At 44.1% G+C, this 12,159-nt stretch carries 12 protein-coding genes; 9 read left to right on the top strand and 3 right to left on the bottom strand.

Annotated elements, in window-relative coordinates:
* The first annotated feature begins 103 nt into the window (after nucleotides 1-103).
* The 7 genes from GBI16_RS03060 (at nucleotide 104) to GBI16_RS03090 (ending at nucleotide 7,212) form a co-directional block, all read left to right on the top strand.
* Complete coding sequence (locus tag GBI16_RS03060; RefSeq protein ID WP_151706512.1) at nucleotides 104-934, top strand: inositol monophosphatase family protein; 831 nt, start codon at nucleotides 104-106, stop codon at nucleotides 932-934.
* Nucleotides 935-1,690: 756 nt separating this feature from the next.
* Nucleotides 1,691-3,583: a DEAD/DEAH box helicase gene (locus tag GBI16_RS03065; RefSeq protein WP_151706513.1), complete on the top strand. Its 1,893-nt coding sequence runs from the start codon at nucleotides 1,691-1,693 to the stop codon at nucleotides 3,581-3,583.
* A gap of 405 nt (nucleotides 3,584-3,988) precedes the next feature.
* Complete coding sequence (locus GBI16_RS03070) at nucleotides 3,989-4,807, top strand: ABC transporter ATP-binding protein (protein ID WP_086208978.1); 819 nt, start codon at nucleotides 3,989-3,991, stop codon at nucleotides 4,805-4,807.
* A complete protein-coding gene (gene mlaE, locus GBI16_RS03075) occupies nucleotides 4,804-5,583 on the top strand; it encodes a lipid asymmetry maintenance ABC transporter permease subunit MlaE (protein WP_086208977.1) in 780 nt (259 codons plus the stop codon). The genes GBI16_RS03070 and mlaE overlap by 4 nt, the downstream gene beginning before the upstream one ends.
* A complete protein-coding gene (locus GBI16_RS03080) occupies nucleotides 5,583-6,257 on the top strand; it encodes an outer membrane lipid asymmetry maintenance protein MlaD (protein WP_086208976.1) in 675 nt (224 codons plus the stop codon). Before mlaE ends, GBI16_RS03080 begins: the two co-directional genes overlap by 1 nt.
* Nucleotides 6,258-6,277: 20 nt before the next feature.
* Nucleotides 6,278-6,913, top strand: coding sequence for a phospholipid-binding protein MlaC (locus GBI16_RS03085; RefSeq protein ID WP_086208975.1), 636 nt, complete (start codon nucleotides 6,278-6,280; stop codon nucleotides 6,911-6,913).
* An 11-nt stretch (nucleotides 6,914-6,924) separates the two neighbouring features.
* Entirely contained in the window at nucleotides 6,925-7,212 is a 288-nt protein-coding gene (locus GBI16_RS03090; protein WP_086208974.1) for a lipid asymmetry maintenance protein MlaB, read from the top strand.
* An 81-nt stretch (nucleotides 7,213-7,293) separates the two neighbouring features.
* On the opposite strand, the gene GBI16_RS03095 is transcribed toward GBI16_RS03090, so the two are convergent.
* Nucleotides 7,294-8,307: a CorA family divalent cation transporter gene (locus GBI16_RS03095; RefSeq protein WP_086208973.1), complete on the bottom strand. Its 1,014-nt coding sequence runs from the start codon at nucleotides 8,305-8,307 to the stop codon at nucleotides 7,294-7,296.
* Nucleotides 8,308-8,459: 152 nt separating this feature from the next.
* On the opposite strand from GBI16_RS03095, the gene GBI16_RS03100 reads away from it, so the two are divergent.
* Both GBI16_RS03100 and GBI16_RS03105 read left to right on the top strand, forming a co-directional pair.
* Nucleotides 8,460-9,059: a TIGR00730 family Rossman fold protein gene (locus GBI16_RS03100; protein WP_086208972.1), complete on the top strand. Its 600-nt coding sequence runs from the start codon at nucleotides 8,460-8,462 to the stop codon at nucleotides 9,057-9,059.
* Complete coding sequence (locus tag GBI16_RS03105; protein WP_086208971.1) at nucleotides 9,056-9,460, top strand: NUDIX domain-containing protein; 405 nt, start codon at nucleotides 9,056-9,058, stop codon at nucleotides 9,458-9,460. Before GBI16_RS03100 ends, GBI16_RS03105 begins: the two co-directional genes overlap by 4 nt.
* Here the strand turns inward: GBI16_RS03105 and GBI16_RS03110 are convergent, their stop codons facing one another.
* A complete protein-coding gene (locus tag GBI16_RS03110) occupies nucleotides 9,461-10,108 on the bottom strand; it encodes a ComF family protein (protein WP_086208970.1) in 648 nt (215 codons plus the stop codon). It lies immediately after the preceding gene.
* Nucleotides 10,095-12,140: an ATP-dependent DNA helicase RecG gene (gene recG, locus GBI16_RS03115; protein WP_086208969.1), complete on the bottom strand. Its 2,046-nt coding sequence runs from the start codon at nucleotides 12,138-12,140 to the stop codon at nucleotides 10,095-10,097. The genes GBI16_RS03110 and recG overlap by 14 nt, the downstream gene beginning before the upstream one ends.
* Nucleotides 12,141-12,159: the final 19 nt, after the last annotated feature.

The following is a 12,159-nucleotide window of genomic DNA, read 5'->3' on the forward strand; positions in this document are numbered from 1 at the left end:
ATTTTAGAAACATTTTTTCCCTAAAAGCCCCGATCTTTGCTAAGATATGCGGGCTTTTATGCATTATTCTTTATCAATATCTTCAGATTGTAGTGGGTGTTCAATGGAACCTATGGTGGTGATGGCTGCGCGTGCGGCTCAATTAGTCGGTCAAGAGCTTTTAAAAGCGCATCAAAATCGTCATAAGCTCGATCTACAAGTCGAAGAAAAAGGAATTGATGGTCCTGTAACGCGTGTAGACCGTTATTTGGAACAATTGGCGATAGATACCCTACGTAAAAGTTATAAAAATCACAGCTTCCTTGGTGAAGAGTTTGGTCTTCAAGAAGGTAAAGGTCACGACGCAGATTGGTGTTGGATCATTGACCCACTTGATGGCACGCTAAACTTCATTAACGGTGTTCCTCACTTCTGTATCTCTATTGCAGTTCAACATAAAGGCATTACTCAACACGGCGTGATTTACGACCCTGTGAAAGATGAGTTGTTCTCTGCAAGTCGTGGCCGTGGTGCCATGATGAATCAACGCCGTATTCGCGTAAACGTGAAAGACAGTCTTGAAAATACATTCATGTCTGTGGGTCATGCTTACCGTGCAAAACGTAATGGTGAAGTGATTTCTTATGCAAAAAATCATTTTGAGTCATTATTAAATGTGACTGAAGCTGGCGCGCAATACCGTCGTACAGGTTCAGCAGCATTAGATTTGGCGTATGTGGCAGCAGGTCGTTTCGATGCGTATTTCGAACTCGGCTTAAAGCCTTGGGACATCGCAGCTGGCGAGTTGATCGTGAAAGAAGCGGGCGGAACAGTGGTTGATGCACGTGGTGGTAGCGAATCTATGGAAAATGGCCAAGTACTGGCATGTTCTATGAAGCTGTTGAAACCTCTAATGAAAGCAGTTGTACCTGCTTGGGGTGAAGCTGCTAAGTAATAGCATGTAGATCGTGTTTAAGACATTGAAAAAGCCCTCACAAGAGGGCTTTTTCTTTAAGGCTTAAACAACAGATCATTTTAGATCCTTATACTTTTTTTATTTTTGTCATCATTAGACAAGCAATACTGTATTCAAGAAATTGTGAAACGACAAATAGGACGCAGTTATTTAAAGGCAAATAAAGAAAAAGAGAGCATTAAAATCAATAAGCGTATAGATCACTATTTAAGTTTGCCGTGTAGGACCGTCATCACCGATCAATTGCCGTGTCAAATCGTGGCAGCATTAGAGCAAGAGCTAGTACAATTAATTGCGTTTTATGGCTGATAGTGGAGGGGGAGAACGAAGAATGCTATTTAATTTTTTCCTAGATGGTCAAAAAAATTGAAGTGAAAACCTGTATTTATTCAATGTTTGATAAAAATATTGTATCAATTTTAAGAAAAGAGGTGACTTTTGAAAATATCCTGCTATACTCCGCCCACGCACTAAATTTCGTTCATTACCTGAACATTCTCTTCTATCATTGTGTATGCGCGTCCGGTCCAAAGAGAGGACATTATTTCGCGCCCCACCCAATCGCTTAAGCGATTCCTTCAGGTTGCGGCTGTAATCAAATGTGCGTTATACGCATCGTCGTTCTCGGATCGCCGCTGATTCTATATTTTCAGCGATTATTGCTGTGCCGCTTTTTGCCGATGTCCATCTGATTTTATTTTTAATGGAGCACCCATTTTTCGGGTGAAATACTCTATGAGCAAGACTTTTGCTGAATTTCCTTTACACGAATCGTTACAACAAGCTCTACAAAGCCTAGGATTTACGTCTCCTACGCCAGTTCAGGAACAATCTATTCCTGCAGCTTTAGACGGTAAAGACCTTTTAGTATCGAGCCAAACTGGTTCAGGTAAAACTGCAGCGTTTTTATTACCAACGTTAAACGCACTTGCAGGCCAAGAAACTTTCGTTCCGTTCAAAGAACGTATGAAAGCAATTACTCAACCGAATATCTTAGTTCTTTGCCCAACACGTGAGTTGGCGCAACAGGTGAGCCAAGACGCAATTGCATTTGTTCGCCACATGAAAGGTGCACGTATTGCTGCAATCATGGGTGGTATGCCATTTGGTAAACAAATCCAACAGTTAAAAGGTGCGCAAGTTGTTGTTGCAACACCAGGTCGTTTACTTGACCTTGTGAACCGTCGTCAAATCAAATTAGACAAAGTTGATGCTCTAATTGTTGACGAAGCAGACCGTATGCTTGATCTAGGTTTCTCTGAAGACTTAGAAGCGATTAGCGACCTTGCTGCAAACCGTAAACAAACTTTAATGTTCTCTGCAACATTTGCACCACGTATCATCACACTTGCTGAACGCATGATGAATGATCCTGAACGTATTGCAATTGAGACAGGTCATTCTACTAATACAGATATCACTCAGACTTTACACTGGACTGATGGTTTCGAGCACAAGAAAAAACTTTTAACTCACTGGTTGAGCGAAGAAGATCTTGATCAAGCAGTTGTTTTCGCGTCTACACAAGAAGACACAGACATGCTTGCTGAAGAATTGGCTGAAGCGGGTCACTCAGTAGTTGCACTTCACGGTGCAATGCCACAAACTGTTCGTAACCGTCGTTTACGTAGCATCCGCGAAGGTCGTGCAAAAATCTTGGTTGCAACTGACGTTGCTGCACGTGGTTTAGACGTACCAACAATTTCACACGTTATTAACTTCGGTCTTCCTATGAAGAACGAAGACTATGTACACCGTATTGGTCGTACAGGTCGTGCGGGTCGTACTGGTAAAGCAATTACTTTAGCAACTTACCGTGAACGCGGTAAAATCCGTGCTTTAGAAGACTACTTAGATGCACGTTTAGAAGTATCTGAAATTGAAGGTTTAGAGCCATCTCCACCTCCAGCACGTTCTGGTCGTGATGGTGGTCGTGGTCGCAATGGCGGTGGTCGTCGTGATGGCGGTCGTGGCGGTTTTGGTGGCGGTCGTCGTTTTGAAGGCGAAAGTAACTTTAAACGTCGTGAAGGTGGTCGTGATGGCGAACGCCGTTCATTCGGTGGTGAAGACCGTCCACGTCGCGAATTTAACAACGATCGTCCACGTCGTGAAGGTGGTTTTGAAGACCGTCCACGTCGCGAATTTAACAACGATCGTCCACGTCGTGAAGGTGGTTTTGAAGACCGTCCACGTCGCGAATTTAACAATGATCGTCCACGTCGTGAAGGTGGTTTCGAAGACCGTCCACGTCGCGAATTTAACAACGATCGCCCGCGTCGCGAAGGTGGTTTCAACGATAAGCCGCGTTTTGACTCGAATGATGACAACCGTGGTAACCGTGTAGACTATAAACCACGTCGTGAAGGTTCTTTTGGTGACCGTCCTAAACGTGATTTTGGTGATCGTCCACAACGCCGTGAAGGTGGTTTTGGTGACCGTCCACAACGTTCTTTTGGTGAAGATCATCCACAACGTTCTTTTGGTGAAGATCGTCCTAAGCGTTCGTTTGGTGGTGATGACCGCCCTAAGCGTACATTTGGTGAAGATCGTCCAAAGCGTGAATTTAACTCAGATCGTCCACGCACTGAAGGTGGTTTTGACCGCCCACGTCGTAAGTTCAATGACTAATTTGAACTAAAATTAAAAAAACCAGTGGAAACACTGGTTTTTTTTATGTCTATTGCTTTCAATCCGAAAATTAAAATGTATACTGAGTCATATTTTAATTACATTGATAATAATGATGCACAATAATGAGGTTGAATCAATCGCCACTCACTCTGACGCGAAAGAGGTCAATATGGCACATTATCTTGGATTTTTTTTACTGATTTGCAATATCCTTTTCTTTGTCTATAGTCGCTATGGATGAAGTGATCCGCTTTATTTAGGTTGTTTTCTTCCATTAAATAAATATAAATACAACCAATTGAAATCAATTCGTGCACAAAATTAGGCATGGAATACGCTAACATATCGTTTTTTAATCCTTTATAGTATGCATGCTGAAAAAATGCAGGAAAACGCACAGCTATGAATAATCAAGCGCCTCTGACTGCTCAAGCCCTCATTGAGGTCAAAAACCTGAGCTTTAAGCGAGGGGAACGTGTTATTTACGACAATGTCGGTATTACAATACGACAGGGTCAAATCACGGCCATCATGGGACCATCGGGAACAGGTAAAACCACTTTACTGCGTCTGATTGGGGGACAATTGACACCAGATCAGGGCGAAGTGCTTCTAGATGGACAAAACATTGCGAAAATGTCACGCAAAGAGTTATTTGCTGCGCGCGCACGTATGGGCATGTTGTTTCAAAGTGGAGCGCTGTTTACTGACATGTCAGTCTACGAAAATGTAGCTTTCCCAATTCGCGCGCACACGGCATTGCCTGAGCATTTGATTGCAGAGATTGTGTCTTTAAAACTGGAATCTGTCGGCCTGCGCGGCGCAGAGTTGATGATGCCTTCTGAGCTTTCAGGCGGGATGAACCGTCGTGTGGCTTTGGCGCGTGCGATTGCACTGGATCCTGAACTGATTATGTACGATGAACCCTTTGCAGGACAAGATCCGATTGTGAAGGGTGTACTCACACGTCTGATTCGATCATTGCGAGAAGCTCTTGATTTAACAACAATTATTGTCTCACATGATGTGGCTGAAACTTTGTCGATAGCAGATTATATCTATGTTGTCGCTGAGGGCAAAGTACAAGGTGAGGGGACACCTGAACAGTTACAGGCGAATGCATCTCCATTCGTGAAACAATTTTTAACAGGTTCAGTTGAAGGACCTGTCGATTATCAATTTAGCCAAAAGGCATATCTAAGTACTGAGGTGCAAGCATGAATGCGATAGCACTCTTAGGTCGACGTGTGATTGAACGGGTTCGCGGCATAGGTGTTGCGAGCTTAATGTTATTGCAAATCTTATTTTCGATGCCAACGGTACAGGGCGTTCGGTTATTTGTATACCAAATGTACCGTGTTGGCGTATTGTCGCTACTCATTATTGTGGTGTCGGGGCTGTTTATTGGTGCGGTCTTGGGTCTACAGATGTATAGCATCTTGGTGACCTTTGGTAGCGAAGCGATGCTAGGTACTGCGGTTGCATTGACTTTACTCCGTGAGTTAGCACCTGTGGTTGCTGCACTGTTGTTTGCAGGCCGTGCGGGTTCTGCATTGACGGCTGAGATTGGCTTAATGAAAGCCACAGAGCAGTTGTCCAGTATGGAAATGATCGGGGTTGATCCACTCAAACGTGTGATTTCACCGCGACTTTGGGCGGGTATTTTTAGTTTACCGATGCTGTCTGTCATCTTTGCTGCAGTCGGGATTATGGGCGGTAAAATGGTGGGTGTGGACTTCTTGGGTGCAGATGAAGGTTCTTACTGGAGTGGCATTCAAAGTAGCGTAGAGTTCTATAAAGATGTCCTGAATGGCACCATCATTAAAAGTTTTGTTTTTGCTTTAATTTGTACATGGATTGCGGTGTATCAAGGCTATGCCTGTGAACCGACATCTGAAGGTATTGCGACATCAACCACACGCACTGTGGTGTATTCATCGCTCTGTGTTTTAGGTTTTGATTTTGTGTTGACTGCGGTCATGTTTGGAGGTGTTTAATGAAATCACGTGCAAGTGAGCTGGCAGTCGGCATATTTGTCATTCTCTTCGGTATCGCTTTGTTTTTTATTGCGATGCGAGTAAGTGGCTTGGTGGGTTCAAATCTCAGTGATCGCTATGAAATGAGTGCAACCTTCGATAACGTGAATGGTTTAAAACCACGTGCGAAAGTGACGATGAGTGGGGTGAAAATTGGTCAAGTTGATCAAATTAGCTTAGACCCTGTGACACGTTTAGCCACGGTTTCTTTTTCTTTAGATGGGAAGTTGACATCTTTCAATGCAACACAGCTCAAAGAAGTTGAAAAGAATGCACTTGAAGAGCTTCGTTACAGTAGCGACTATACCGCTGCGGATGCTGCGCAACAAAAAGAAATGGAAAAGCAACTTATTGCGAACATGAAGTCCATTACCAGCATTGATGAAGATGCTTATATTATGGTGGCAACCAATGGTCTGCTTGGTGAAAAGTACTTGAAAATTGTTCCGGGGGGTGGCTTGAACTACGTGAAACGTGGTGAAAGCATTGGCAATACCCAAGGTACAATGGATCTAGAAGACTTAATTACTAAATTTATTACGGGTGGGGCAGGTAAATCGCAAGATGCTACAGCAAAGACTGAGCAACCTGAAACCGCTGAAACAACAGATGCCAATGTGTCATTTGTTGAATGATTTGAAGAGGAACAATTGTAGTGAATACTTTATTGAAACAAACACTAACAGCTAGCATTTTATCAACCTTGCTTGCAGGTACTGCTTTTGCAGCGCCAAGTGAAGCACCACCTGCTTTTGTTAAAAAAGTGGCAGATGGCCTGATTGCGCGTTTAAAAGCAGATCATGCCAAGCTACAAAACAACCCAGCTGCTGTGAAAACGATTGTTCGTCAAAATCTAGATCCGTATGTCGATTCACAAGCGTTTTCACGTATCGTGATGGGGACTTATGCGACCAATCAATACAGTACTGCTGCACAGCGTGCGAAGTTTGAAAATAACTTTCGTGAAACTTTGATTGAAAACTACGGTACTGCATTCGCGAAGTTTAGTAATCAGACATATACCATCCGTCCGTATAAAGAAACGAACAGCAAGAACCCTGTGGTGACGATCGACTTTAATAACAAAGGCGAAAAAATCCCAGTGTCTTTCCAGTTGGCGGATAAAGGCAACCAATGGAAAATCCGTAATATTAATGTGTCGGGTATCGACCTTGGTTTACAGTTCCGTAATCAGTTCGCGGCAACGGTTAAACGTAATGGTGGCGACCTAGATAAAGCGATTGCAAACTTCCAACCTGATGCAGAAGCCGCGGTTGAAAAGAAAAAATAAGTAGGTGAAAGGTGATTAACTTTAGCAATCAGGAAATGCAGCTTTCAGGTCAGATTACCTATGACAATGCTGAAAGTTACTATCAGCAAGGTTTGAAGGTGATGCAGTCACAGTCTTATCCTGTGGTGGTTAATTTGGCCCAGCTTGAGCATGGCAGTACATTGGCACTGGCGGTTTTAGTACGTTGGGTGCGTCAAACACCAAATGCGCACAGTTTACATTTTAAAGCGGTGCCTGAAAAAATGATGAAAATCATTCAAGCCTGTCATTTACAGGATGACCTCAAGTTAATCCCTTAAATAAAAAAAGCACCGTGAGGTGCTTTTTTTATGTATTGCATTTCTTAAATCTATGAGGAAAAGCCGTGTCTTAAGGTGTACTCAAATCCATTTTTTCCAGCGGAAGTAAATCAGTGGGCCAATCAAGAAAGCCACCAAAATTAAGCTGACAATCACAAAACTGGTCGTTCCTCTTGCAAAAGGCAACACATCGGTATTCATCCCATAAATACTGGCAATCAGCATCGGTGGAGCGAGCATACTCGGTAAGATGGAGAAGCGACGGATTGTGTCATTCTGCTCGGTGTTAATGAAGCCTGAGGTGGTGTCGAGCAAGAATCGTACTTTTTGGAACAAGAAGGCATCGTGTTCAACCAGTGAGCGGACGTCTTCGCTGAGCTCTCGAATATCCGCATCATAAATATGACTGCCTAAAGCACGTGGACGTGATAAAAAAGTCAGTACACGACGTAAGTCAATCAAACACAGCTGTGCTTTTCCAAGCATATCTTCCAAGTGGGCCAGACGCGTAATCATGTCATCCAAGTCGAGAATCATCTCACGGTGTCGGTTATTCAGCACTTCTGTGGAATACTTTTCCAAGTCCTTGTGGATATCTTCTAAGATATCCGCAAGCTCGTCCAGCTTCGCCTCGAGTAAACCGAGTAAGATCCACGTTGGATCCTTATAGTCGATTTCGTAGTCATTGCGACGTGCACGCGCACGAAAAGCCCGAAATGCGACTAATTTTTCACCACGAAGAGTGAAGAGTCGTTCTTTATGCAAAATGAAAGCCACGGTTTGTACCGTGGCAAGCGCTCCGTTGCTTTCTTCAGTTTCGCCATCGACTTGGTAATTTTTATTTTTCGTTAAAAAATACGTACTGATATGCAAAATACCATCATCATCACGGTAGAATCGAGCTGAAGATGAAATGTCTTCGAGTGATTTTAGCGTAGGTAAATTTTGTTCATATGCATCTAAAATCCACTGTTGTTCTTCTTGTGAGGGAGCAATGAGGTCAAGCCAGACCAAATCGGGCTGAAGATCGAAATCGCCATTAATGGTGATGTCTTCTAAGCTACCGCGCTCTGTGGCGTAAAAGGCTTCAAGCATGCCGTCTTTCTCCTTTGCGCAGTAATGGTTGAGGTGGATGGGTGTATTTTAGACAAGGATTGCAATAAAAACACTGATCGAATGGTTAAATTGCTAAAAAATATCCATTCATTTTAGTGAAGTTGCATGACAATTAAATATCAGAGTAAAAAATGACAAATTCAATTGCGATCTTTTGTGGTTCCGCATTAGGTTCAGATCAAATTTTTTCAGAAACAGCTCGTCAGGTTGGACACACCATCGCTGAACAAGGCAAAACCTTGGTCTATGGTGGGGGTCGTTCAGGCTTAATGGGTATTGTGGCTGACAGTGCTTTAGAAGCGGGTGGTCAAGTGATTGGTGTGATTCCACACGTGTTGGTGGATCGTGAGTTGGCACATCAAGGCCTCACCGAGTTATATGTCGTCAAAGACATGCAAGAGCGTAAACTGAAAATGTCAGCCTTGTCGGATGGATTTATTGCAATGCCAGGCGGCGCAGGGACTTTAGAAGAAATCTTTGAACAATGGACATGGGCTCAGCTCGGTATTCATCTCAAGCCGAATGCCTTTTTGAATGTAAATGGCTTTTATGATGATTTACTTAAATTTCTGAAGATGACTACCGACAAAGGCTTTACCCATGCGCGCTTTACCGACAGCCTGATTGTATCGGACTCAGTGAAAACAATTTTAAAGCAAATGGATCAATTCCACGCGCCTGAACCGAAGTGGGGCATGGTTGATCCTGAGTTGTTGGATGTCAAAGCATGAAGGTGATTACGGTTGCTGCAGCTATTATTGTAAATGCACAACAGCAGCTTTTATTGGTGCGCAAGCAAAACACCACGTGTTTTATGCAAGTTGGCGGTAAGCTTGAGCCAAATGAAGCACCTGAGCAAACCATGCTGCGTGAGATTCAGGAAGAAATAGGCACAGATGCGATTATTAAACAGTTTGTCGGTCGTTTTGAAACAGCCACAGCTAACGAGCCTGATTTTAAATTGGTCAGCTACGTTTATCATGTTCAGCTTCAGCAAGCGCCACAGATTGCGGCTGAAATTGCGGAAATGAAGTGGCTGAACTTGGATGATCAACAAACTGCACTTGCACCGTTAACCACAGAGGTGGTCATCCCTTGGGTGCGCGAACATTTGCTGATTGAAGTCGTTTAACTATTCCAGTGCGTAGGCAATACACGCGGCGCTGACTTTATGACAACCTAAGTGTTCAAGCTGTAAAGTCAGAGCCTGAATGGAGCTGCCCGTGGTCACGACATCATCCAAAATCAAAACACGTCGGTAACGTTTTGCATATTGGCGTTGCTGTGGATCAATTTTAAATTGTTGCTGAATGTGATCTAAGCGTTCTAGTCGACTGAGTCCTTTTTGCGAATGTTGATGTAGCCGAATCACAGGTTGCCAAATGGGAACATTTAGCTGCTTGGCTAAGTCTTTGGCGAGGATCATTGATTGGTTATAGCCACGTTCCGCTAAACGTTGGCTCGAAATCGGCATCGGAACAATTGCTTGCACTTTAGGTAAGCGAATTTGCTGAAGAATGCCTGAAAGTAAAGGTTGCCAATGCAGTTGTTGTTCATATTTGAACTGCTGAATCAAATGATCTAAAGGATATTGATATTGTCCTGCGACATGAATACTCAGCGCTTGTTTTTCAATGGTTTGTGGATGCAGAGGAAGTTGTTGCCAGCAGTCCAGACAGACCGAGTGCAGATCTGCACGTACAATGCCACACAATTGACAAGGCTGTGCTTTGTGTAGCAACTGTTTGGCAGTGTGCAGTAAATGACTAAACATAGGCATAGCGTGGTGCTTCAGGCAGCCAGCGTTTCAGTAAGGCTTCAGCATTTCTAGGATAGTCTTTTAAAATCTGAGCTGCGACAAAATGGGCTTGATTGAGCAAATGATCATCACGCTCCAGTTTCGCTACACGAAAGCCCATATCCCCGGTTTGTTTGGTGCCGAGTAATTCACCTGGGCCACGAATTTCCAAATCTTTTTCGGCAATTAAAAAGCCATCATTGGTTTCACGCATGATGCGTAGGCGTTCTTGCCCATTTTGAGATAGCGGGCTTTTATACAATAGTGCACAAAAACTGGCTTTGGCACCTCGACCAACACGGCCACGTAATTGGTGCAATTGAGACAGTCCTAAACGTTCCGCATTTTCAATCACCATGATCGAGGCATTTGGTACATCGACCCCCACTTCAATCACTGTCGTAGCAATCAACAGTTGTAATTGATTGGCTTTAAACTGTTGCATCACGGCTTGTTTTTCATCGGCTTTCATTTTGCCATGTACGAGGCCAATGTTGAGCTCGGGGAAGCGTTCTTTAATTTCTAAATAGGTCGCTTCAGCGGCTTGAGCATCTAAGGTTTCAGACTCTTCAACCAAGGTGCAGACCCAGTAAGCTTGTTTGCCTTCTAGACAGTTACTGGCAATACGTTGCAGGACTTCTTCACGGCGGTCGAGTGGAATGGTCACGGTTTGAATCGGCGTTCGTCCGGGTGGAAGTTCATCAATCACGGACGTATCTAAGTCTCCATAGGCGGACATGGCTAAAGTTCGTGGAATCGGCGTTGCGGTCATGACCAATTGATGTGGGGTCATATTCTGCGCACCTTTATTACGCAGGGCTAAGCGCTGGTCGACCCCGAAGCGGTGCTGCTCATCAATAATCACCAACCCGAGTTTGGCAAAGCGGACATTGTCTTGAAACAAGGCATGCGTACCCACCACCAGATGCGCCGTGCCGTCAACAATGGCTTGTTCGGCTGTGGCACGGGCTTTGCCTTTTTGTTTACCTGAAAGCCAAGATACACTGAGTCCCAAAGGCTCAAACCATTTTTTAAAATTGAGATAATGTTGTTCCGCCAAAATTTCAGTCGGTGCCATTAACGCCACTTGCCAACCTTCTTCTAAGGCATGACAGGCTGCGACGCCTGCGACCAAGGTTTTGCCTGCACCGACATCGCCTTGAACCAAACGTAACATCGGTTTATTGAGTTTTAAGTCGTGTACAATTTCTTTGGAGACGCGCTTTTGTGCATTGGTCATTTCAAAAGGCAGGCTACTGAGCAGTTGTTTGGCAAACTGACGACTGGCAGAAATACGCGGTGCTTCAATTTGTTGGATATAGGCACGACGGCTTAATAGACTGACCTGATGCGCAACCAACTCTTCAAAAATCAAACGTTGCTGGGCTGGATGCGAACCTTGACTCAATTGCAGCATATTGGCATCTACAGGAGGGTGGTGGATGTAGTCCAACGCCTGTTTAAGTGCATAGCCATTGGTAAATTTTGCGGGCAGTAGTTCAGGTAAATCATCACTGTGCTTGGCGAGAGCCTGTTTGATGTATTCACGAAACTTGGGTTGAGTCAGCCCTTCTGTACTGGGATAAATCGCAGTCAGTTGAGTTTGTGGAAGTGGCGTATGCTCTGTAATGAGTTGAATTTCAGGATGATACATTTCCAAGCCACGCGCGCCCACGCGGACTTCACCAAAAATACGCAGACGATTACCGATCTTTGCGCGGTCCGTTAAACCTTTATAAATATGGTAAAAGCGTAAAGTCACTTTGCCAAAGTCATCTTGCAGTCCAATCGCCATTGATTTACGTTTACCCGGCGGAAAGTCCACACCTTGAATCGTGCCTTCGAGTAAGTAGCTACGCCCCACAGTCAATTGGTTCATGGGGATGATCGTGCTACGATCTTCATAGTCTCGTGGCAGATGAAACAACAGATCATCTGTAGTGAAGAGATTCAACTTTTCAAGTAGTGCAGCAGAGGCAGATCCGACCCCCTGCAACTGATGGACTGCAGCCATGTCCCCTCAACTTTGTCTG

Source organism: Acinetobacter sp. TUM15064 (genome assembly GCF_008980265.1).
Classification (GTDB): domain Bacteria; phylum Pseudomonadota; class Gammaproteobacteria; order Pseudomonadales; family Moraxellaceae; genus Acinetobacter.

Bases quoted from the DNA above. Each gene is read 5' to 3' on its own strand.
- GBI16_RS03060 (WP_151706512.1), top strand. From the start codon at position 104: ATGGAACCTATGGTGGTGATGGCTGCGCGTGCGGCTCAATTAGTCGGT.
- GBI16_RS03065 (WP_151706513.1), top strand. From the start codon at position 1,691: ATGAGCAAGACTTTTGCTGAATTTCCTTTACACGAATCGTTACAACAA.
- GBI16_RS03070 (WP_086208978.1), top strand. From the start codon at position 3,989: ATGAATAATCAAGCGCCTCTGACTGCTCAAGCCCTCATTGAGGTCAAA.
- mlaE (WP_086208977.1), top strand. From the start codon at position 4,804: ATGAATGCGATAGCACTCTTAGGTCGACGTGTGATTGAACGGGTTCGC.
- GBI16_RS03080 (WP_086208976.1), top strand. From the start codon at position 5,583: ATGAAATCACGTGCAAGTGAGCTGGCAGTCGGCATATTTGTCATTCTC.
- GBI16_RS03095 (WP_086208973.1), bottom strand. From the start codon at position 8,307: ATGCTTGAAGCCTTTTACGCCACAGAGCGCGGTAGCTTAGAAGACATC.
- GBI16_RS03100 (WP_086208972.1), top strand. From the start codon at position 8,460: ATGACAAATTCAATTGCGATCTTTTGTGGTTCCGCATTAGGTTCAGAT.
- GBI16_RS03105 (WP_086208971.1), top strand. From the start codon at position 9,056: ATGAAGGTGATTACGGTTGCTGCAGCTATTATTGTAAATGCACAACAG.
- GBI16_RS03110 (WP_086208970.1), bottom strand. From the start codon at position 10,108: ATGCCTATGTTTAGTCATTTACTGCACACTGCCAAACAGTTGCTACAC.
- recG (WP_086208969.1), bottom strand. From the start codon at position 12,140: ATGGCTGCAGTCCATCAGTTGCAGGGGGTCGGATCTGCCTCTGCTGCA.